Origin of the sequence: Pseudomonas orientalis, from assembly GCF_002934065.1 — a bacterium.
Lineage (GTDB): Bacteria > Pseudomonadota > Gammaproteobacteria > Pseudomonadales > Pseudomonadaceae > Aquipseudomonas > Aquipseudomonas orientalis_A.
In genome coordinates this window covers 4,628,513-4,649,074 of record NZ_CP018049.1, presented here as the reverse complement: position 1 = coordinate 4,649,074, position 20,562 = coordinate 4,628,513, and the positions used below count along the sequence as shown (strand labels likewise).

Genomic DNA, 20,562 nt, shown 5'->3' with positions numbered 1-20,562 from the left:
CCGGGTTACCCACGGATTCAAGCCTGCGTTCGGCCAGCGTGGTTTAACGGGGCGCCTGAGATCAAGATCAAAAGCCAGATCAAGATCACGAGCGACTCGCTTCGCATCGTGGTTACGGATACCTATGCCCCGATAGCAGAGTGTCAGTCGGTCAATTCTTGGCTGATACACCGCTATCGGGGGCAAGCCCCCTCCCACAGGGGATCTGCGGTGTTTGAAACAGGTATGAAAAAGGCGACCCGAAGGTCGCCTCGTTCAACTGCGCCTTGATCAGAACTCGTGATCGGCGCTGTCCGGGTTCAGGTCGCTGATGCCCAGCTTGCCTGCGGCGGCTTCGATCGAACCGGTCTGCTTGACCAGCGCAGCGATGGCGTCACGCACGATCTGGTTGCCTGCATCGTTACCGGCCGCGATCAACTGATCGTAGTGCTCGCCCTTGCCGGCGTGGTCGACCATCACCTGGATCTTCGCTTCGGTCGCCGCCAGGTCAGCCTTGAGGACTGCATCGGCCGCCGGGTCGGCTTTCGCGACCAGGGACGAGAGGCTCGGGCCGGTCAGCTTGTTACCGTCGACGCGGGTGTACTCGCCCAGGTAGACGTTACGGATGCCCTTGGCGTCATAGAAGTGTGAGTAGTGGGTGTTGTCGCTGAAGCAGTCCTGCTCGTCTTCCGGCGAGTTGGCTTCCAGAGAGACCTTCATGCGTTCGCCGGCCAGTTCGCCGAGGGACAGGCTGCCCATGCCGAACAGCATCTTGCGCAGGCCGTCGGTAGCCGGTTCCGACTCGAGGGTGGCGCGGTAGTTGTCTTCGACGTTGGGCTTCCAGTTGCCGACCATTTCCTGCAGATCGCTGACCAGCAGTTGGGTCACGGCGCGCAGGTAGGTGCGACGACGCTCGTTGTGGCCGCCGGTTGCACCGTCACCGGTCATGTAGTCCGAGGCCGGGCGGTTGCCCGCGCCTGGGCCGGTGCCGTTGAGGTCCTGGCCCCAGAGCAGGAATTCGATGGCGTGATAGCCGGTGGCGACGTTCGCTTCGGAGCCGCCCAGCTCATTGAGGCTGGCGAGTTTTTCCGGGGTGATTTCCTTGACGTCGACCTTGTCTTCGCCAACCTGGATTTCGTTGTTGGCGATGATGTTGGCGTTGGCGCCCGGGTTGCCCAGTGCGTGTTCGTAGGATTTGTCGACGTAGTCGATCAGCCCCTCGTCCAGAGGCCAGGCGTTCACCTGGCCTTCCCAGTCGTCGATGATGGTGTTGCCGAAGCGGAACACTTCACTCTGCAGGTAAGGCACGCGCGCGGCGATCCAGGCGGTACGAGCTGCCTTGAGCGTGTCGTCGTTGGGGTTGGCCAGGAAGGTGTCGATGGCGGTCTGCAGGGTTTTCGCGGTGGACTCGGCGTCGCTGTACACCGCAAATACCATGTCGGCGTAATGCGCGACCACGGCCTTGGCGGCCGCTTCGTCGACCTGGCCTGCAGGCGTGGCAGCCGCTGGAGCGGTAGTGCTGGCAGCGGCAGGCGCCTGAGGCGCGGCGGCCTTGTCTTTACCTTCGCCGCAACCGGCGAGAGAAATAGCAATGGCCAGCAGACTGGCGGTGGCCAGGGGCATACGAATCATGGCGAACATCCTGCTTCGGTTGTTGATAGGGCGCGCGGGGGGCGCAAAAGCTGCGACATAATGCGAAAGATTTGCATTTTGTGTAAAGGCTTATACGCGGGAAATATTTGGTATCGTTCTGCCCGCTCAAAGAATCGCCGCGTTATCGCGTTCCGATTGCTTCAGGAAAGCCGCCAACTCCCGGGCCTGCAGCGGTTTGCTGTAGTGGTAGCCCTGGCCTTCATGGCAACCCTCGGAGATGATGTAGGCCTCTTGCTCGGCGGTCTCCACGCCCTCGGCAATCACCTGCATGCCCAGGCTTTTGCCCAGTTGGATGATCGCTCGCACGATGGTCGCGTCGTCGTCATCGTCCAGCAGGTCCTGGACGAAGCTCTTGTCGATCTTGATCTTGTCCAGCGGCAGGCTTTTGAGGTAGCTCAGGGATGAGTAACCGGTGCCGAAGTCATCGATGGCGATCAGCGCCCCCGAACGGCGCAGGCTCAACAGGTGCTGGGCGGCGGTGCTGATGTCTTCCATCAGGCCGGTTTCGGTGACTTCCAGCTCCAGGCTGCGCGGTGGCAGGCGGTAAATCTGCATCAGGTTGTTGACCACGCGCGGCAACTCGGTGTGGTGCAGTTGCACCGTGGACAGGTTGACCGCCATGCGCAGTTCGGTGAAGCCCAGGTCATGCCATTCGCGCAGTTGGCGGCACGCCTGATCCAGCACCCATTCACCGATGGGAATGATGGTGCCGTTCTGTTCCGCCAACGGGATGAACAGGTCCGGTGGAACCAGGCCGTGTTCCGGGTGCTGCCAGCGAATCAACGCCTCTACACCGACCACGCGGTGGTCGCGATAACTGATCTGCGGTTGATACACCAGGTGAAACTGGTCGCGGCTCAAGGCATCGCGCAGGTCTTTCTCCAGTTCGCGGCGCCGACGTATTTCGCTGTCGACGCTGGCGATGTAGAACTGATAGCGATTGCGCGAGCGGCTTTTGGCCAGGGTCATGGTCTGTTCGGCTTTTTGCAGCAACTTCTCGGTGCTGTCGCCGTCTTCCGGGAACAAGGTGATGCCGATGGTGGCGCGCAGGCGAATCTGGTCCTGATCGAGGGCGAACTCCGCTTCCAGGTCATCCAGGATACTTTGCGCCAGTTCGGCGGCTTCGTAGGGCTGGTCGATATCGGCTTGCACCAGGGCGAACTGATCGCCACCCAGGCGGGCGAGCGCGCCCAGGCGGCCGCTGTGGGCGCGCAAGCGATCGGCCAGGGCCAGCAGCAGTTTGTCGCCGTTCTGATAAGTGAACTGTTCGTTGACGCTCTTGAAGTCATCCAGCCCAACGCACAACACTGCCACGCGACGCTGGCGCCGGCCGGCATCAGTCAGGATCCTGTCCAGTTGCTCCTGCAACTTCTGGCGGTTCGGCAGGCCGGTGAGAAAATCATACTGGGCCATGCGCAACAGGCTGGACTCGGCCTCGTGGCGCAGGTGGGTATTGCGTTCGATGGATTCGAGCAACTGGTTGGCGGTGTTTATCCACAGCCCCAACTCGTTGCGCTCATGCCCCTTGAGCTGCGGGATCTTGTGCTCGCTGGGCCGGTCCGGATTGATCGACGCCAGGTGCTCGATAATCCGCGACAACGGTTTGGTCAGCAGCCAGTGATACACCAAGTACAACACCAGGCCCAGAGCCAGGGCGCGCAGCACACCGGAGATAAAAATGATCACTGAGCTGACAAGGAAGCCTTCGCCGTATGTGGCGGTGTCGAGGGTAATGCTCAGGTCGCCGTAATACTCGCTGTAGGGGCCCTTGCCGACCAGTGGGGTGGTGAAGCTGCGTTCCTGCCCAAGAATCAGGTCGGTCAACCAACGGCTGGAAGAGGGCTGCAAGGCGCGGCTTTTTTCCGCGAGCATGGTTTCGTTGGGATGACCGATGGAGGCCACGCGCACGGCGTCATCCTGAAACAGACCTTCGATCACCTGCATGCCCATTTCGCGGTCCAGGCTGTAGACGGCCTGGGTCGAGGGGTCGCGAAACATGTCGAGGATACGTTGGGCATCTCCGGCCACGGCCTGGCGCGTCTTGTAAGCGTCGAACACGATCTGCGCCACGCTCAGTGCCACGCCCACGATCAGTGCCGAGAGCAAGACAACCCGTAGCAACTTCACCGACAAGCTGTTTTTGAGTTCCAGCTTCAAAGGGGCATTCCTTGTCTCATGCGGGTGGCCTTCAATATGCCATGAGTATTGGCAATCTGGTGAGGGCAGTCAAAGGAACATTGGAACGCGAAGCGCCTTCAAGGCTGGCAGGGAGAAAAAATTAAAAAAAACGGCGGAGTTGCTCCGCCGTCTGACTGTTCGACTAGCGCGCTGCATGCCAACGGCTACTTGGCATTTCAAACGCATTGATCAACTGACTGAAAAATCAATCTTCGGCGGTGGCGGTGGCATGTTGTCCTCACCGGGGCGTTCCGGCGCTTTCGCGCCACCTTCATCGCCGCCGCCACCTGCACCACCGGCGAGACCTTTCATCAGGCCGCTGATGAGTTGCATCGCCATCTGCCCGCCTGCTTTTCCGATTTCTTCCATCTTTTTTCTCCAGAAGAGCGCGAGAGGGTTATTCCTCTCACTCACTGCGTGGCACATTCCCTGCTGGGAGTTCCACGATTCTAGATGGCTTGCTGCTTGTGAGCGCCCATGAAAAAGCCCGGCAATCGCCGGGCTCTTTTTACTGCAAGCGTTGCTTAGGCAGTGAAGGTCTTGCCTTCGAACTGCTCAGCCACGAACTTCCAGTTGACCAGGTTCCAGAACGCTTCCACATACTTTGGACGCACGTTGCGGTAGTCGATGTAGTAGGCGTGTTCCCAGACATCGCAGGTCAGCAGCGGGGTGTCGCCGTTGGTCAGCGGGTTGCCGGCGCCGATGGTGCTGGCCAGGGCCAGGGAACCGTCAGCCTTTTTCACCAGCCAGCCCCAACCGGAACCGAAGGTGCCGACCGACGTCTTGGTGAACTCTTCCTTGAACTTGTCGAACGAACCGAACGCAGCGTTGATGGCTTCAGCCAATGCGCCGGTAGGTTGACCGCCGGCGTTTGGCGCCAGGCAGTTCCAGTAGAAGGTGTGGTTCCAGACCTGAGCGGCGTTGTTGAAGATGCCGCCCGAGGAAGATTTGACGATTTCTTCCAGGGTCTTGCCTTCGAACTCGGTGCCTGGCACCAGGTTGTTCAGGTTCACGACATAGGTGTTGTGGTGCTTGTCGTGGTGATACTCCAGGGTTTCCTTGGAGATGTGCGGCTGCAGGGCATCGTGTGCGTAGGGCAGCGGCGGCAATTCGAAAGCCATGATGATTCTCCTAATCAGGTCAGTTGCGGTGAGCGCAAGGCCGATCACGGGCGGCCAAACAAGCGCCGGCGAGTCTGTACTCTTTGCGGCGCAAGTCCGGGATCATAGCACCGGGGGTGCGGCAAAACCACGCAACAACTGTGTGGGATAGAGGTTCCAGAGCCTTTTGGAATAAGTTCATGGCGCACTGATTAATTGGTAGGCCACGCTGAACATCATCACGGCCACCAACAGGTCGAGCAGGCGCCAGGTGGCCGGGCGCGCCAGCCAAGGCGCCAACCACGCCGCACCGAGGGCCAGGGTGGTAAACCACAGCAACGACGCACTGGCCGCGCCGGCCACGTAGGCCCCCGGCTCCGTTTGTTGCGCGCCGAGTGAGCCGATCAGCAGCACGGTGTCCAGGTAAACATGGGGGTTGAGCAGGGTCACCGCCAGCGCGCTCAGCAGCACGGCGCGCAATGAGCGGGTCTTGAGGCTGGCGTTCTGGTCCAGGCTTTGTGTCGAACAGGCCCTGCGCAGCGCGCACGCGCCGTACCACAGCAGAAACGCCGCTCCGCCCCAGCGTGCCACCGCCAGCAGTATCGGGCTCTGCGCCAGCACAGTGGCCAATCCGAACACTCCGGCCGCCACCAGCAGTGCATCGCAGATTACACACAGGGCTGCGACCGGCAAGTGATGCTCGCGGCGCAGGCCCTGCGCCAGAACGAACGCATTCTGCGTGCCGATCGCCATGATCAGCCCCAGGGCTACCAGCAACCCGTTCATATAGCTTTGCCACATAGCGAAAAATCCTTAAGTCATGCTCAAACGTTGCTGGCTATGGTGCCGGCCGGCCCTGTATAAGAAAAACCAATATTGCTGATCGCTCATTAGGAAAACTGATGTTCGACTATAAGTTGCTTTCCGCCCTGGCGGCCGTGGTGGAACAGGCTGGCTTCGAGCGCGGCGCGCAGGTGCTCGGGCTGTCGCAGTCAGCCGTGTCCCAGCGCATCAAGTTGCTGGAGGCGCGCGTCGGCCAGCCGGTACTGGTGCGGGCGACACCACCGACCCCCACTGATATTGGCCGACGCTTGCTCAACCATGTGCAACAGGTGCGCCTGCTGGAGCGTGACCTGCAAAGCCAGGTGCCGGCGTTGGACGAAGAGGGCATGCCCGAGCGCCTGCGCATCGCGCTGAATGCCGACAGCCTCGCCACGTGGTGGGCGCTGGCGGTCAGCGACTTTTGCGGCGAACAGCACCTGCTGCTGGACCTGGTGGTGGAGGACCAGACCGTGGGCCTCAAACGCATGCGCGCCGGTGAAGTGGCGGCCTGTATCTGCGCCAGCGAGCGCCCGGTTGCCGGCGCCCGCAGCCTGGCACTTGGCGCCATGCGTTACCGCGCATTCGCCAGCCCCGGGTTTATAGCGCGGCATTTCCCGACTGGCGTGCAAGCCGATCAATTGGCCGGTACGCCGGCGCTGGTATTCGGGCCGGATGATTTCCTGCAACACCGTTACCTGGCTTCGCTCGGTGTAAATGGCGGTTTCGAGCACCATTTATGCCCGTCATCCGAAGGCTTTATCCGCCTGATGGAAGCCGGCCTGGGCTGGGGCCTGGCGCCTGAATTGCAGGTGCGCGCCTCGCTGGAAAAAGGCCTGCTGGTCGAATTGCTGCCAGATAAGCCCATCGATGTGCCGCTGTACTGGCATCATTGGCGCAGTGGCGGGCACTTGTTGGGCCTGTTGACCGAGCACCTGGCCCGGGTCTGTGGGCAGTGGTTGGTGCCGTTGAAGTGATGGCGCGCGTCAAGGCAATAGCGATGAAAAACGAAAGAACATGGGGTAGTGCATGAAAATTCTGGTCACCGGCGCAAGCGGCTTCATCGGCGGACGCTTTGCGCGTTTCGCCCTGGAGCAGGGCCTGGATGTGCGGGTCAACGGGCGACGCGCGGACAGCGTGGAACACCTGGTACGGCGCGGTGCCGAGTTTATCCAGGGTGATCTGAACGATGCCGACCTGGTGCGCAACCTGTGCCGTGACGTCGAGGCCGTGGTGCATTGTGCCGGTGCAGTCGGGCTGTGGGGCAAGTATCAGGATTTCCATCAAGCCAATGTGCTGGTCACCGAGAACGTCGTCGAAGCGTGCCTCAAGCAGCGGGTCGGGCGACTGGTGCATCTGTCGTCGCCTTCCATCTACTTCGATGGGCGCGACCACGTGGGGCTGACCGAAGAGCAGGTACCCAAGCGCTTCAAGCATCCCTATGCCGCGACCAAATACCTGGCGGAGCAGAAAGTGTTCGGCGCCCAGGAGTTCGGCCTGGAAGTACTGGCCCTGCGCCCGCGTTTCGTCACCGGCGCCGGTGACATGAGCATCTTCCCGCGGCTGTTGAAAATGCAGCGCAAGAACCGCCTGGCCATCGTCGGTGACGGCCTTAACAAGGTCGATTTCACCAGTGTGCACAACCTTAACGAGGCGTTGCTCAGCAGCTTGCTGGCGCCAGGTTCCGCGCTGGGCAGGGCCTACAACATCAGCAATGGCACGCCGGTGCCGGTGTGGGATGTGGTCAACTATGTGATGCGACAAATGGACCTGCCTCAGGTCACCCGCTACCGGTCCTATGCCTTGTCCTGCAGTGTGGCGGCGTTGAACGAGGCGTTTTGTGCGGTATGGCCGGGGCGGCCGGAGCCGTCGTTGACGCGCCTGGGCATGCAGGTGATGAACAAAAATTTCACCCTCGACATCAGCCGGGCGCGGCATTATCTCGATTACGACCCCAAAGCCAGTCTGTGGAGCGCCCTCGACGAGTTCTGCCTGTGGTGGAAGGCCCAGGCGCCGGGCCACCCATAAGCTCACAACCTGCAACACATCGGGAACCGAACGGCGGACGGCATGTCGACCCATGCGCCGGGAGCACGGTTTATACTCCCGCCGCTCGGCTCCTCGGCTGGCCATCTTATTGATTCAGGATAGATTCATGCGTAACGATGCTAAAGACGATTTCGACAACGTTCCCAGCCTGCGGGCAGATACAGGGGACGATGATGATTTCGTGCCGACAGCCGCCACCTCGGTGCGCTCGCGCACAACGCCTGTGGTCAAGGTTAAAAGAGCCAGCACCGGCCCGCTGTGGGCGCTGGTCGGCGCCTTGCTGATCGCCTTTGCGGGCCTGGCCTGGTGGAGCTTCCAGCAGATTTCCCTGATGGGCCAGCAATTGGTCGCCACCCAGGAAAGCTTTGCGCGCATCAGCGAAGAAGCGGCGGGGCGCCTGCAGGATATTTCCGGCAAGGTCGTGGCCAGCGAGGCCAATGTAAACAACGGCAGCGAAGCGCTGAAATTGCAGATCAAGCAGCTGGAAACGCAGTTGCTTGAGCAGGGCAAGCAACAAGTGGGCGTAGCCGGCCAAGCCACCGAACTGGATCAGCGCCTGGCGCAGATGAGTGCGAGCACCGCGGAGCTGACGAGCGCGAATGCCAAGTTGCAGGGCCAGGTCCAGGCGCTGACTGATGCTGTCGCCACGCTCAAGGCGGCGCAGGGCGAGATCAAGGATCTGGCCAATGAGGTAGCGACCTTGAAGAAACAAGGCAATCCGGCTGCCGCCATCGCCCGACTCGAGCAGGACGTGCTGGTGCTCAAGAGTGCACAGGAAAACCAGCCCGCCAACACCGATGCGCCGACCAATAAAGAGTTCGACGTATTCCGCATCCAGACCACGCGCAATATCACCACATTGCAGAGCCAGGTGCAGAATTTGAACCAGCGCCTCAATGCGCCGGCGGCGGCTACACCGCTGGGTCAATGACCCGTTCTGTGGACTGTGAATGCAATCAAACTGTGGGAGGGGGCTTGCCCCCGATTGCGGTGTGTCAGTCACGAAAATATTGACTGATTCACCGCTATCGGGGGCAAGCCCCCTCCCACATTTGAACTGTATTAGTCAGGTAAATCGCTGTTGCTCGAAGCTTTGTCACCGCCCGGTGACATTTATTGTCCCCTTCGTTACTTGCCACTCCCGCGCCCTTGTTTAGACTCCGGTCACCCCACAAAAAACAATAAGGGCCCCCCATGACCATGCAACCACTGCCTCCCAGCAGTTGGCTGAACGCGCCTGCCCACCACGCCTGGCTCGCGGCCGAAGGCCAGCGCCTGTTGACCTTTGCCAAGGCGTCGCGCCTGCCGGACGGCTTCGGCAATCTGGATGACACTGGCCAACTGCCGGCCGGCGCCCGCGCCGAAACCATGAACACCGCCCGCATGACCCACAGCTTCGCTATGGCCCATGCCATGGGTTTGCCGGGCTATGCCGATTTAGTCGCGCACGGCGTTGCGGCCCTGAGCGGCCCGTTGCACGATAGTGAACACGGTGGCTGGTTCGCCGTGCCCGGTGCGCTTGATGGCAATACCGGCAAGGCCGCTTACCTGCATGCCTTCGTGGCCCTGGCCGCCAGCTCTGCCACAGTGGCCGGTGCACCCGGCGCGCAAAGCCTGTTGAACGATGCTGTTCATATCATCGAACAGTTCTTTTGGAGTGAGGAGGAGGGCGCCATGCTCGAATCCTTCGCCCGGGACTGGAGCGGCGTCGAAGCCTATCGCGGTGCCAACAGCAACATGCACGCCACCGAGGCCTTCCTGGCCCTGGCCGATGTGACGGGCGACACGCGCTGGCTGGACCGCGCGTTGCGTATCGTCGAACGTGTCATCCATGCCCACGCCGCCGGTAACCGTTTCATGGTGATCGAGCACTTCGATACCCAGTGGAATCCGTTGCTCGCTTACAACGAAGACAACCCGGCCGACGGCTTCCGTCCCTACGGCATCACCCCCGGCCATGGTTTCGAATGGGCGCGGCTGGTGCTGCACCTGGAAGCGGCGCGCGAGCAGGCCGGGCTGGCTACGCCGGACTGGCTGGTGACAGATGCCCAAGGGCTGTTTGCCAGTGCCTGCGACTACGCCTGGGCGGTGGATGGTGCGCCGGGCATTGTCTACACCCTGGACTGGAACCTGCGCCCGGTTGTGCGTGAACGCCTGCACTGGACCCATGCCGAAGCCAGCGCTGCTGCCCAGGCGCTGCTCAAGCGCACCGGCCAGTTGCATTACGAGACCTGGTACCGGCGGTTCTGGGAGTTTTGCGAAACCCAGTTCATCGACCACCTCCAGGGCAGTTGGCACCACGAACTCAGCCCGCACAACCAACCCAGCAGCAGGATCTGGGGTGGCAAGCCGGACCTGTACCATGCGTGGCAAGCCGTGTTGCTGCCTGCATTACCCTTGGCACCCAGCCTGGCCAGTGCATTGGGCGGCGGACTTTATGTCACCAAGTGGTGACATTTGTACGTCCCTTTGTTACCTGCGCCTGGAAAATCCCTGTTTAAACTCCGTGCAGCGCAAGCTCTAGACTTGCATGCATAACAACAAGAAAAGGTACTCAGATGAACGCGATTAATCGCCTCGCCGTTGCTATTTCCATGGCCTCGTTGTTTCCCCTCAGTGCATTTGCCGCCGACTCCAAAGGTACGGTTGAAGTGGTGCATTGGTGGACCTCGGGCGGTGAAAAGGCGGCTGTGGATGTCCTGAAGGCCCAAGTCGAGAAAGACGGCTTCACCTGGAAAGACGGTGCGGTCGCAGGTGGCGGTGGCGCCACGGCCATGACCGTGCTGAAAAGCCGTGCGGTCGCCGGTAACCCGCCCGGTGTTGCCCAGATCAAAGGCCCCGACATCCAGGAATGGGCGTCCACTGGCCTGCTCGACACCGACGTACTCAAAGACGTCGCCAAAGAAGAAAAGTGGGACTCCCTGCTCGACAAGAAAGTCTCCGATACCGTGAAGTACGACGGTGACTACGTGGCCGTTCCGGTGAATATCCACCGTGTGAACTGGCTGTGGATCAACCCGGAAGTCTTCAAGAAAGCCGGCATCACCAAGAACCCGACCACCCTCGAAGAATTCTATGCCGCCGGCGACAAGCTGAAAGCGGCGGGCTTCATTGCGCTCGCTCACGGCGGCCAGCCTTGGCAGGACAGCACCGTGTTCGAAGCGGTGGTGCTCTCGGTGATGGGCGCTGATGGCTACAAGAAAGCCCTGGTCGATCTGGATAACGCTGCGCTGACCGGCCCGGAAATGGTCAAGTCGCTGACCGAACTGAAAAAGGTCGCGACCTATATGGACGTCGACGGCAAAGGTCAGGACTGGAACCTGGAAGCCGGTAAAGTCATCAACGGCAAGGCCGGCATGCAGATCATGGGTGACTGGGCCAAGTCCGAATGGACCGCCGCCAAGAAAGTCGCCGGCAAGGACTACGAGTGCGTAGCCTTCCCAGGCACCGACAAAGCCTTCACCTACAACATCGACTCCCTGGCGGTATTCAAGCAGAAAGACAAAGGCACCGCTGCCGGTCAGCAGGACATTGCCAAGGTCGTGCTGGGTGAAAACTTCCAGAAAGTCTTCAGCATCAACAAGGGTTCGATCCCTGTGCGCACCGACATGCTCACTCAAATGGACAAGCTGGGTTTCGACTCCTGTGCTCAGACAGCTGCCAAAGACTTCCTGGCAGACGCCAAGACCGGCGGTCTGCAGCCAAGCATGGCGCACAACATGGCCACCACCCTTGCGGTACAGGGTGCCTTCTTTGACGTAGTGACCAACTACATCAATGACCCGAAAGCCGACCCGGCCGACACCGCCAAGAAGTTGGGCGCTGCGATCAAGTCTGCCAAGTAACGCAGCAACTGCAGGAGCGAGCTTGCTCGCGAAAAACTCAAGGTCACCGCGTTCATCCTGTATGCACGCGCTATCGTTGAAGTCCTTCGCGAGCAAGCTCGGCTCCTACAGGGTTCGGTTCACCTGCTAGCCCTTTTTCCCTGTACTGGATTTTCCCATGAGTTCTGTTGCTGTGTTCAGCAAGGCCTCGCCGTTCGATGCATTGCAGCGCTGGCTCCCCAAACTGGTGCTGGCGCCGAGCATGTTCATCGTGCTGGTGAGCTTCTACGGCTACATCCTGTGGACGTTCGTGCTGTCGTTCACCACCTCCACGTTCCTGCCCAGCTACAAATGGGCGGGCCTGGCTCAATACGAGCGGCTGTTCGACAACGACCGTTGGTGGGTGGCGAGCAAGAACCTGGCCGTGTTCGGCGGCATGTTCATTGGTATCACCCTGGTGATCGGTGTGACGCTGGCGATTTTCCTCGACCAGAAAATCCGCCGCGAAGGTTTCATTCGCACCATTTACCTGTACCCGATGGCGCTCTCGATGATCGTCACCGGTACCGCGTGGAAATGGCTGCTCAACCCGGGCATGGGCCTGGACAAATTATTGCGCGACTGGGGCTGGGAAGGCTTCCGTCTCGACTGGCTGATCGACCCCGACCGCGTGGTCTACTGCCTGGTGATCGCCGCTGTGTGGCAAGCTTCGGGCTTTATCATGGCGATGTTCCTGGCCGGCCTGCGCGGTGTTGATCAGTCGATCATCCGCGCCGCGCAGATCGACGGCGCGAGCCTGCCGCGCATCTACTGGAGCGTGGTGCTGCCAAGCCTGCGCCCGGTGTTCTTCAGTGCGGTGATGATCCTGGCGCACATTGCGATCAAGAGCTTCGACCTGGTGGCGGCGATGACGGCCGGCGGCCCGGGCTATTCGTCCGACCTGCCTGCCATGTTCATGTACTCGTTCACCTTCAGCCGCGGCCAGATGGGCATGGGCTCGGCCAGTGCAATCCTGATGCTCGGTGCGATCCTCGCGATCATCGTGCCGTACCTGTATTCCGAGCTGAGGACCAAGCGTAATGACTAGTCTCGCCGCCAAACCTGCCGTCAGCCTGAGCCGTATCGCGATCTACGCGGTGCTGATTCTCGCGGTGCTGCTGTACCTGGTGCCGCTGGTAGTGATGCTGCTCACCAGCTTCAAGACCCCGGAAGATATCAGCACCGGCAACCTGCTGAGCTGGCCGACCGTGGTCAGCGGTATCGGCTGGGTCAAGGCCTGGGACACCGTGGACGGTTACTTCTGGAACTCGATCAAGATCACCGTGCCCGCTGTACTGATCTCCACCGCCATCGGCGCGCTGAATGGCTACGTGCTGTCGTTCTGGCGCTTCCGTGGTTCGCAGCTGTTCTTCGGCCTGTTGCTGTTCGGCTGCTTCCTGCCGTTCCAGACGGTGCTGCTGCCGGCCTCGTTCACCCTCGGCAAGATGGGCCTGGCCAGTACCACCACCGGCCTGGTGTTTGTGCATGTGGTCTACGGCCTGGCGTTCACCACGCTGTTCTTCCGTAACTACTACGTGAGCATTCCGGATGCGCTGATCAAGGCGGCCCGCCTGGACGGTGCCGGTTTCTTCACCATCTTCCGTCAGATCATTCTGCCGATGTCGACGCCGATCATCATGGTCTGCCTGATCTGGCAGTTCACTCAGATCTGGAACGACTTCCTGTTCGGCGTGGTGTTTTCCAGCGGCGACTCCCAGCCCATCACGGTGGCGCTGAACAACCTGGTCAACACCAGCACCGGCGCCAAGGAATATAACGTGGATATGGCGGCGGCGATGATCGCCGGTCTGCCGACCCTGCTGGTCTATGTGATCGCAGGCAAGTATTTCGTGCGCGGCCTCACGGCCGGCGCGGTCAAGGGGTAATCATGGCTACGCTTGAACTTCGCAATGTAAACAAGACCTATGGCGCCGGCCTGCCCGACACCTTGAAGAACATCGAACTGTCGATCAAGGAAGGCGAATTCCTGATCCTGGTCGGCCCTTCGGGTTGCGGCAAGTCCACCTTGATGAACTGCATCGCGGGCCTTGAGACCATCTCCGGCGGCGCGATCATGATCGGTGATCAGGATGTGAGCGGCATGAGTCCCAAGGATCGCGACATCGCCATGGTGTTCCAGTCCTACGCGCTGTACCCGACCATGAGCGTGCGCGAGAACATCGAGTTCGGTCTGAAAATTCGCAAGATGCCCCAGGCCGACATCGACGCCGAAGTGGCACGCGTGGCCAAGCTGCTGCAGATCGAGCATCTGCTAAACCGCAAGCCGGGCCAGCTCTCCGGCGGCCAGCAACAGCGCGTGGCCATGGGCCGTGCATTGGCGCGTCGGCCGAAGATCTACCTGTTCGACGAGCCGCTGTCGAACCTCGACGCCAAGCTGCGCGTCGAAATGCGCACCGAAATGAAGCTGATGCACCAGCGCCTGAAAACTACCACTGTCTACGTGACCCACGATCAGATTGAAGCGATGACCCTGGGCGATAAAGTGGCGGTGATGAAGGATGGGATCATCCAGCAATTCGGCACGCCGAAAGAAATTTACAACGACCCAGCCAACCTATTTGTGGCAAGCTTTATCGGTTCACCACCGATGAACTTCGTTCCCATGCGCCTAAAACGCCAGGACGGTGGTCTGGTGGCGGTGCTCGACAGCGGCCAGGCCCGTTGCGAGCTGGCGCTGAACATGAATGACGCAGGTCTGGAAGATCGCGATGTGATCCTGGGCCTGCGCCCGGAGCAGATCGTGCTGGCGGCGGGCGAGGGCAATGGTTCGTCGAGCATTCGTGCCGAAGTCCAGGTGACCGAGCCGACCGGCCCGGACACCCTGGTGTTCGTGCAGCTCAACGACACCAAGGTCTGCTGCCGTTTGGCGCCGGACGTGGCACCGCAGGTAGGCGAGACCCTGACCCTGCAGTTCGACCCGGCCAAGGTGTTGCTGTTCGACGCCAAGACCGGTGAGCGATTGGGTACCGCAGCTGCATCGCCGGCACAGGGGCATGCCGGCAACGTGACCCAGTTCAAGGGCCGTTGAAGCATTTGTAGGAGCGAGCTTGCTCGCGAAGGTCGTTAACGATGACGCAACGCTCCTGGTTTAGCGTGGCACTCTCGGGTTTTTCGCGAGCAAGCTCGCTCCTACAGTACTGTGATTAATGGTTAACTTGTTGTTTTAGCTAAAAAATGTAACCCGCGTTAGATAAAAACAGTTTAATAACAATAAAGACGAGGATGTAGGGATGAAAAAGCAACACAACAACACTCGGCTGTTCTGCCAACTGTCAGCAGCAGCAGCCCTCGTATTGTCCGCCAATGCGATGGCGGCCGATGCATTCAGCGCCGATTCCAAGTGGATGACCGGCGATTGGGGCGGCGAGCGTACCAAGCTGATCGAGCAAGGTATCGACATCAAGGCCGATTACGTCGGGGAAATGGGCTACAACGCCCACGGTGGCTACAACGACGACAAGACCGGTCGTTACTCCGACCAGTTCGGTCTGGGCGTGGCACTGGACCTGCAAAAGCTGTGGGGCTGGGATAACACCCAGGCCAAGATCCAGTTTACCAACCGTAATGGCCAGAATATCTCCAATGACCGCATTGGCGACCCGCGTGCCGGCACCTTGAGTTCGTCTCAGGAAGTGTACGGCCGTGGCCATATGGTGCGCCTGACCCAGTTCTGGGTTCAGCACCAGATGTTCGACAACAAGCTGGACGTGAAACTCGGTTACTTCGGCGAAGGCGAAGACTTCAACACCTTCCCGTGCGACTTCCAGAACCTGTCGTTCTGTGGCTCCCAGGTCGGTAACTATGTAAACACCTGGTACAACTGGCCGGTCGCCCAGGCCGCGATCCGCGTGAAGTACAACATTACGCCTGAGCTGTATGCGCAGATTGGTGCCTACAACCAGAACCCGTCGCAACTGGAGCACGGCAACGGCTTCAAACTCAGCGGCAGCGGTACCAAAGGCACCGTGATCCCGGTGGAGTTGGTCTGGTCGCCGAAAGTCAACAACCTGCCAGGCGAGTACCGTGTGGGTTACTACAAAAGCGCGGCCGATGCTCCGGATGTACGTGAAGACGTCAACGGCAACGATGCGGTCCTCACTGGTGCAAACTTGCGTACCCGCAGCAGCAAGAAAGGCTACTGGTTCGTTGCCCAACAGCAACTCACCACGCATAACGGCGACGCTACCCGTGGCCTGAACATCGCGGCCAACGCGACCTTCCACGACAAGGAAACCAACCTGGTCGACAACTACCAGTCGTTGATGCTGGTGTACAAGGGCCCATTCGACGCACGTCCAAAAGATGACGTCGGCATTGGCGTCGCGCGCCTGCACGTCAACGATGACGTGAAGAAGAACTCGGAGCTGCTCAATGCCGCCAACGGCATCAGCGACTACGATAATCCGCTGTACACGCCGATTCGCGAGACTGAGTACAACGTCGAACTGAACTACGGTTTCCACGTCACCAACTGGCTGACCGTGCGTCCTAACCTGCAATATGTTGTCCAGCCCGGTGGCGTGGACAAAGTCGACAACGCGCTTGTAGCGGGCCTGAAGATTCAGTCTACGTTCTAACGCTGTTGCGATAAGCTCCTCTCTCTGTGCGCATTTTGCGGATAGCCATGGCTATCCGCTTTTTTTTGCGTGGCACTGTGATATTCAGGACTGTGGCACATGCATGAGCAACCGCTGCAACGCTTTTTCAAGTCCCTGCGCGAGCGTCCGGTGTTCGCCTGGGAGCGCTTTCAGATGCGCGATGTGTTGGTGATCGACCATCCGCTGTGCCAGGCGGTATTCAGTCGCCAAGGCGCGCAATTGCTGCACTTTCAGCCCGCTGGCCAGAAACCCTGGCTGTGGTGTGCGGCCAAATGGCCCCAAGTCGGCGCGATCCGCGGTGGCGTGCCGGTATGCTGGCCGTGGTACGGCCGTCACCCCAGCGAAAACGCCTGGCCTTCCCATGGCTGGGCACGCTTGATCGACTGGAAACTGCTCGACAGCAGCACCGATGACGACGGCGTGCGCCTGCATTGGCAGTTGCAGTTGTGCGACTGGCAGGTAGACCTGCATGCGCAATTGGGCGAAACCCTGGAGTTGCGCCTGAGTACCGAGCATCAGGACGAGCTGCCGTGCCAATTGAGCCATGCGTTGCACGCTTACTGGCGTATTGGTCACGTTGACGAGGTAGCGCTGTCTGGGCTTGACGGTGCGCAGGGTTATGACCAGCTCAATCGCCAGGTCTGCCAGCAGGAAGGTGAGCTGCGGGTCGATGGTGGGTGCCAGCGGGTGTTCCAGCACGAGGGCGAATTGCAGCTCAAGGACCATGCCTGGCAGCGTGAACTGTGCATCGACACCGGCGACAGCGCCGACACGGTGGTGTGGCACCCGGGTAGCCGGCCGCTATTGGGCGTGAGTTTTAACGAAGCGTCAGGATTTGTGTGTGTGGAATCGGCGATGGCCGGTGCGAGCCTGGCGCCCGGGGAGCGGGCGCATTTGAGTCTGCAGGCCAGGGCAGGGGTCTAGTGGTGTGGCTGATGGCCTCATCGGGGGCAAGCCCCCTCCCACTTTTGAATGGGTTCACAAATCAAAATGTGGGAGGGGGCTTGCCCCCGATGAGGCCAGTAAAGCCAACATAGATGCCGGCTTAGTTGAACTCATCCCCCACCGGATACCGGCTGTCATTCAGGCTCTCCTTGATCTTGCGCAAGTGCGGCTGGAAATCCACGCCACGGCGCAACGTCATGCCGGTCGCCAGCACATCGAGTACCGTCAGCTGAATGATCCGCGACGTCATCGGCATGTAGATATCGGTGTCTTCCGGCAGCGGAATGTTCAGGCTCACGGTACTGGCCTTGGCCAACGGCGAGTTCTCGGCCGTCACCCCCAGCACCGATGCACCGTTTTCCCGCGCGATACGCGCCACTTCCACCAACTCACGGGTACGCCCGGTGTAGGAAATGATCACGAACAACTCACCCGTATGTGCCACCGAGGCGATCATGCGTTGCATCAGCACGTCGGCGTGGGCAGTCACCGCCAGGTTGAAACGGAAGAACTTGTGCAGCGCATCCATCGCCACCGGTGCCGAGGCGCCCAGGCCGAAAAAGTGGATCTGCCGCGCCTGGATCAACAAGTCCACGGCCTTGCTGATCAGGGCCGGGTCCAGGGCCTGGCAGGCGCTGTCCAGGGAGGCAATGGCGCTGCCAAAAATCTTCTGGGTGTAGGCCTCGGGGTTATCATCGGCTTCCACGGCGCGGCTGACATACGCCGCGCCACTGGCCAGACTTTGCGCCAGCTGCAATTTAAGTTCAGGGTAACCGCTGACGCCGAACGAACGGCAGAAACGGTTGACCGTCGGTTCACTGACCGAGGCGGCCTGGGCAAGGGCGGCGATCGAGAAGCGGGTGGCCTGCTGCGGGTTGAGCAGGATGACCTCGGCGACTTTTTTCTCGGCCTTGTTCAATTCTTCGAGGCGGTTCCGGATTTGTTCCAGAAGATTTCGCACGCGGTCCATTCAGTCTTTCCTTCGGGCGACGATGCAAATAAAAAGGCGGTAACCAATCGATGAGTGGCTTTTCGCGGTGGCCTATCCTACTGAGGGTAGCCGAACACCACCACACGCAATGCGTATTTGCGGAAAATGTTGTGGTTATTACTACATTTTTCCTTGAGTGATGCCTTGAAAAAAGGTATTTGTAGCTTAACTTGATAAAAGAACAAACATCATGCCTTCGATAACCGTGGAACCCTGCACCTTTGCCCTGTTTGGCGCCTTGGGTGATCTGGCGCTGCGCAAGTTATTTCCTGCTCTCTATCAACTCGATGGCGCCGGCCTCCTGCACGATGACACGCGCATCCTGGCCCTGGCCCGCGAAGCCGGCTCCGAGCAGCAGCACCTGGCCCATATCGAACAAGAACTGCGCAAGTACGTCGGCAAGGAACTCGACGAAGCCGTGGCCCAGCGTTTCCTGGCGCGCCTGGCGTATTTGCATGTCGACTTCATGAAGGCCGACGACTACGTCGGGCTTGCCGAAAAAGCCGGCAGCGAACAGCGCCTCATCGCCTACTTCGCCACCCCGGCCGCCGTATATGGCGCGATCTGCGAAAACCTGTCCAAGGTCGGCCTGGCAGAAAACACCCGCGTGGTGCTGGAAAAACCGATCGGTTCGGACCTCGAATCCTCGCGCAAGGTCAACGACGCCGTGGCGCAGTTTTTCCCGGAAAGTCGCACCTATCGCATTGACCACTACCTGGGCAAGGAGACGGTACAGAACCTGATCGCCCTGCGTTTTGCCAACAGCCTGTTCGAAACCCAGTGGAACCAGAATTACATTTCCCACGTGGAAATTACCGTGGCCGAGCAGGTCGGCATCGAAGGCCGTTGGGGCTACTTCGACAAGGCCGGCCAACTGCGCGACATGATCCAGAACCACCTGCTGCAGTTGCTCTGCCTGATCGCCATGGACCCGCCGGCCGACCTGTCCGCCGACAGCATCCGTGACGAGAAGGTCAAGGTGCTCAAGGCCCTGGCGCCGATCAGCCCGGAAGGCCTGACCACCCAGGTGGTGCGCGGCCAGTACATTGCCGGCTACAGCGCTGGTAAAGCGGTGCCGGGCTACCTGGAAGAAGAGAATTCCAACACCCAGAGCGACACCGAGACCTTTGTTGCCCTGCGCGCCGATATCCGTAACTGGCGTTGGGCCGGGGTGCCGTTCTACCTGCGCACCGGCAAGCGCATGCCGCAAAAGCTGTCGCAGATCGTCATCCACTTCAAGGAACCGTCCCACTATATTTTCGCCCCCGAGCAGCGCTTGCAGATCAGCAACAAGCTGATCATCCGCCTGCAGCCGGACGAAGGTATCTCCTTGCGTGTGATGACCAAGGAGCAGGGCCTGGATAAGGGCATGCAACTGCGCAGCGGTCCGCTGCAACTGAATTTTTCCGACACCTATCGCAGCGCACGCATCCCCGATGCCTACGAGCGTTTGCTGTTGGAAGTGATGCGCGGCAATCAGAACCTGTTTGTTCGCAAAGATGAAATCGAAGCCGCGTGGAAGTGGTGTGACCAGTTGATCGCCGGGTGGAAAAAATCCGGTGATGCGCCCAAGCCGTACGCGGCGGGTTCCTGGGGGCCGATGAGCTCGATTGCACTGATCACGCGGGATGGGAGGTCGTGGTATGGCGATATCTGAATTGAAACTGCCTCAGGGCGTTACTGCCCATGAGTATCGTACGCCGGTGTTGCTGGCCGAAGGCCTGGCCACTGAAGTGGCCGAACAATTGCGCGCGGCCATCAGCGCTCGTGGCGCGGCGACGTTGGTCGTGTCCGGCGGCCGCAGCCCCGTGGCGTTCTTCCAGAACCTGGCCAGGCAGGTCCTGGACTGGTCCAAAGTCACCATCACCCTGGCCGATGAGCGCTGGGTGCCGGTAGAACACGCCGACAGCAACGCCGGCCTGTTAAAGCAGCACCTGTTGCAAGGCCCGGCGGCCGAGGCCCGGTTCCTCAGCCTGTACAGCGCTGCCGCCAACCTGGAAGACGCTGCCGAGCAGGCCGATCGCCTGCTGGCCGAGTTGCCGGCCATCGATGTGCTGGTGCTGGGCATGGGCGATGACGGCCACACCGCATCGCTGTTTCCCGACAGCCCGAACCTTGCCCAGGCCTTGCAGGCCGACGGTACCCGCCGTTGCTGGCCGATGCTGGCGCCGACCGTGCCGCACCAGCGCCTGACCATGAGTCGCGCATTGCTGGCGACGGCCCACTACACCGTACTGTCGATTTCCGGCAGTTCGAAGTTGACCACCTTGAGCGCCGCGCTGGCCGGTGACGATGTCGCCGCCATGCCGATTCGCGCGTTTTTGCAACCTACATTAGAGATTTACTGGTGCCCATGAGCCAAGGAT

The 20,562-nt window shown here is 60.4% G+C and carries 18 protein-coding genes; 12 read left to right on the top strand and 6 right to left on the bottom strand.

Annotation, left to right across the window (positions count from 1 at the left end; genetic code table 11):
• Window positions 1-270: 270 nt before the first annotated feature.
• From BOP93_RS20935 to BOP93_RS20915, 5 genes are all read right to left on the bottom strand, one after another.
• A complete protein-coding gene (locus BOP93_RS20935; protein WP_104504516.1) occupies window positions 271-1,611 on the bottom strand; it encodes an imelysin family protein in 1,341 nt (446 codons plus the stop codon).
• A 126-nt stretch (window positions 1,612-1,737) separates the two neighbouring features.
• Window positions 1,738-3,789 carry a putative bifunctional diguanylate cyclase/phosphodiesterase gene (locus BOP93_RS20930; protein WP_104504515.1) on the bottom strand — a complete coding sequence of 684 codons (2,052 nt, stop codon included), beginning with the start codon at window positions 3,787-3,789 and terminating at the stop codon, window positions 1,738-1,740.
• A 210-nt stretch (window positions 3,790-3,999) separates the two neighbouring features.
• Entirely contained in the window at window positions 4,000-4,179 is a 180-nt protein-coding gene (locus tag BOP93_RS20925; RefSeq protein ID WP_104504514.1) for a hypothetical protein, read from the bottom strand.
• Between the two features lie 155 nt (window positions 4,180-4,334).
• Window positions 4,335-4,931: a superoxide dismutase gene (locus BOP93_RS20920; RefSeq protein ID WP_003175739.1), complete on the bottom strand. Its 597-nt coding sequence runs from the start codon at window positions 4,929-4,931 to the stop codon at window positions 4,335-4,337.
• A gap of 177 nt (window positions 4,932-5,108) precedes the next feature.
• Window positions 5,109-5,711: a LysE/ArgO family amino acid transporter gene (locus tag BOP93_RS20915; RefSeq protein WP_104504513.1), complete on the bottom strand. Its 603-nt coding sequence runs from the start codon at window positions 5,709-5,711 to the stop codon at window positions 5,109-5,111.
• A gap of 101 nt (window positions 5,712-5,812) precedes the next feature.
• Here BOP93_RS20915 and BOP93_RS20910 point away from each other — a divergent pair, with 101 nt between their 5' ends.
• From BOP93_RS20910 to BOP93_RS20865, 10 genes are all read left to right on the top strand, one after another.
• Window positions 5,813-6,706, top strand: a complete 894-nt coding sequence (locus BOP93_RS20910) for a LysR family transcriptional regulator ArgP (protein WP_104504512.1) — start codon at window positions 5,813-5,815, stop codon at window positions 6,704-6,706.
• A gap of 52 nt (window positions 6,707-6,758) precedes the next feature.
• A complete protein-coding gene (locus BOP93_RS20905; RefSeq protein WP_104504511.1) occupies window positions 6,759-7,757 on the top strand; it encodes an NAD-dependent epimerase/dehydratase family protein in 999 nt (332 codons plus the stop codon).
• A gap of 127 nt (window positions 7,758-7,884) precedes the next feature.
• The gene (locus BOP93_RS20900; RefSeq protein ID WP_104504510.1) at window positions 7,885-8,709 is read left to right on the top strand and encodes an ATPase; all 825 of its coding nucleotides are present in this window, start codon (window positions 7,885-7,887) and stop codon (window positions 8,707-8,709) included.
• A 263-nt stretch (window positions 8,710-8,972) separates the two neighbouring features.
• On the top strand, window positions 8,973-10,232 hold the full coding sequence (locus tag BOP93_RS20895) for an AGE family epimerase/isomerase (RefSeq protein ID WP_104504509.1): 1,260 nt from the start codon (window positions 8,973-8,975) through the stop codon (window positions 10,230-10,232).
• 104 nt (window positions 10,233-10,336) lie between these two features.
• On the top strand, window positions 10,337-11,623 hold the full coding sequence (locus BOP93_RS20890; protein ID WP_104504508.1) for an ABC transporter substrate-binding protein: 1,287 nt from the start codon (window positions 10,337-10,339) through the stop codon (window positions 11,621-11,623).
• A gap of 157 nt (window positions 11,624-11,780) precedes the next feature.
• Complete coding sequence (locus BOP93_RS20885) at window positions 11,781-12,689, top strand: carbohydrate ABC transporter permease (RefSeq protein WP_104504507.1); 909 nt, start codon at window positions 11,781-11,783, stop codon at window positions 12,687-12,689.
• Entirely contained in the window at window positions 12,682-13,527 is an 846-nt protein-coding gene (locus BOP93_RS20880; RefSeq protein WP_104504506.1) for a carbohydrate ABC transporter permease, read from the top strand. Before BOP93_RS20885 ends, BOP93_RS20880 begins: the two co-directional genes overlap by 8 nt.
• 2 nt (window positions 13,528-13,529) lie before the next feature.
• Window positions 13,530-14,690: an ABC transporter ATP-binding protein gene (locus BOP93_RS20875; RefSeq protein ID WP_104504505.1), complete on the top strand. Its 1,161-nt coding sequence runs from the start codon at window positions 13,530-13,532 to the stop codon at window positions 14,688-14,690.
• Window positions 14,691-14,892: 202 nt separating this feature from the next.
• Window positions 14,893-16,239 (top strand): carbohydrate porin, encoded by a 1,347-nt coding sequence (locus tag BOP93_RS20870; protein WP_065887680.1) that lies wholly within the window; start codon window positions 14,893-14,895, stop codon window positions 16,237-16,239.
• 99 nt (window positions 16,240-16,338) lie between these two features.
• Window positions 16,339-17,184 carry a D-hexose-6-phosphate mutarotase gene (locus BOP93_RS20865; RefSeq protein WP_104504504.1) on the top strand — a complete coding sequence of 282 codons (846 nt, stop codon included), beginning with the start codon at window positions 16,339-16,341 and terminating at the stop codon, window positions 17,182-17,184.
• A 121-nt stretch (window positions 17,185-17,305) separates the two neighbouring features.
• Here the strand turns inward: BOP93_RS20865 and BOP93_RS20860 are convergent, their stop codons facing one another.
• Window positions 17,306-18,166 carry a MurR/RpiR family transcriptional regulator gene (locus BOP93_RS20860; RefSeq protein WP_170039859.1) on the bottom strand — a complete coding sequence of 287 codons (861 nt, stop codon included), beginning with the start codon at window positions 18,164-18,166 and terminating at the stop codon, window positions 17,306-17,308.
• A gap of 220 nt (window positions 18,167-18,386) precedes the next feature.
• On the opposite strand from BOP93_RS20860, the gene zwf reads away from it, so the two are divergent.
• Window positions 18,387-19,853, top strand: coding sequence for a glucose-6-phosphate dehydrogenase (zwf, locus tag BOP93_RS20855; RefSeq protein ID WP_104504503.1), 1,467 nt, complete (start codon window positions 18,387-18,389; stop codon window positions 19,851-19,853).
• On the top strand, window positions 19,840-20,553 hold the full coding sequence (gene pgl, locus BOP93_RS20850) for a 6-phosphogluconolactonase (RefSeq protein ID WP_104504502.1): 714 nt from the start codon (window positions 19,840-19,842) through the stop codon (window positions 20,551-20,553). Before zwf ends, pgl begins: the two co-directional genes overlap by 14 nt.
• Window positions 20,554-20,562: the final 9 nt, after the last annotated feature.

Coding starts and splice junctions, on each gene's coding strand:
- BOP93_RS20935 (WP_104504516.1), bottom strand. CDS start 1,611: ATGATTCGTATGCCCCTGGCCACCGCCAGTCTGCTGGCCATTGCTATT.
- BOP93_RS20925 (WP_104504514.1), bottom strand. CDS start 4,179: ATGGAAGAAATCGGAAAAGCAGGCGGGCAGATGGCGATGCAACTCATC.
- BOP93_RS20920 (WP_003175739.1), bottom strand. CDS start 4,931: ATGGCTTTCGAATTGCCGCCGCTGCCCTACGCACACGATGCCCTGCAG.
- BOP93_RS20915 (WP_104504513.1), bottom strand. CDS start 5,711: ATGTGGCAAAGCTATATGAACGGGTTGCTGGTAGCCCTGGGGCTGATC.
- BOP93_RS20910 (WP_104504512.1), top strand. CDS start 5,813: ATGTTCGACTATAAGTTGCTTTCCGCCCTGGCGGCCGTGGTGGAACAG.
- BOP93_RS20905 (WP_104504511.1), top strand. CDS start 6,759: ATGAAAATTCTGGTCACCGGCGCAAGCGGCTTCATCGGCGGACGCTTT.
- BOP93_RS20900 (WP_104504510.1), top strand. CDS start 7,885: ATGCGTAACGATGCTAAAGACGATTTCGACAACGTTCCCAGCCTGCGG.
- BOP93_RS20895 (WP_104504509.1), top strand. CDS start 8,973: ATGACCATGCAACCACTGCCTCCCAGCAGTTGGCTGAACGCGCCTGCC.
- BOP93_RS20890 (WP_104504508.1), top strand. CDS start 10,337: ATGAACGCGATTAATCGCCTCGCCGTTGCTATTTCCATGGCCTCGTTG.
- BOP93_RS20885 (WP_104504507.1), top strand. CDS start 11,781: ATGAGTTCTGTTGCTGTGTTCAGCAAGGCCTCGCCGTTCGATGCATTG.
- BOP93_RS20880 (WP_104504506.1), top strand. CDS start 12,682: ATGACTAGTCTCGCCGCCAAACCTGCCGTCAGCCTGAGCCGTATCGCG.
- BOP93_RS20875 (WP_104504505.1), top strand. CDS start 13,530: ATGGCTACGCTTGAACTTCGCAATGTAAACAAGACCTATGGCGCCGGC.
- BOP93_RS20870 (WP_065887680.1), top strand. CDS start 14,893: ATGAAAAAGCAACACAACAACACTCGGCTGTTCTGCCAACTGTCAGCA.
- BOP93_RS20865 (WP_104504504.1), top strand. CDS start 16,339: ATGCATGAGCAACCGCTGCAACGCTTTTTCAAGTCCCTGCGCGAGCGT.
- zwf (WP_104504503.1), top strand. CDS start 18,387: ATGCCTTCGATAACCGTGGAACCCTGCACCTTTGCCCTGTTTGGCGCC.
- pgl (WP_104504502.1), top strand. CDS start 19,840: ATGGCGATATCTGAATTGAAACTGCCTCAGGGCGTTACTGCCCATGAG.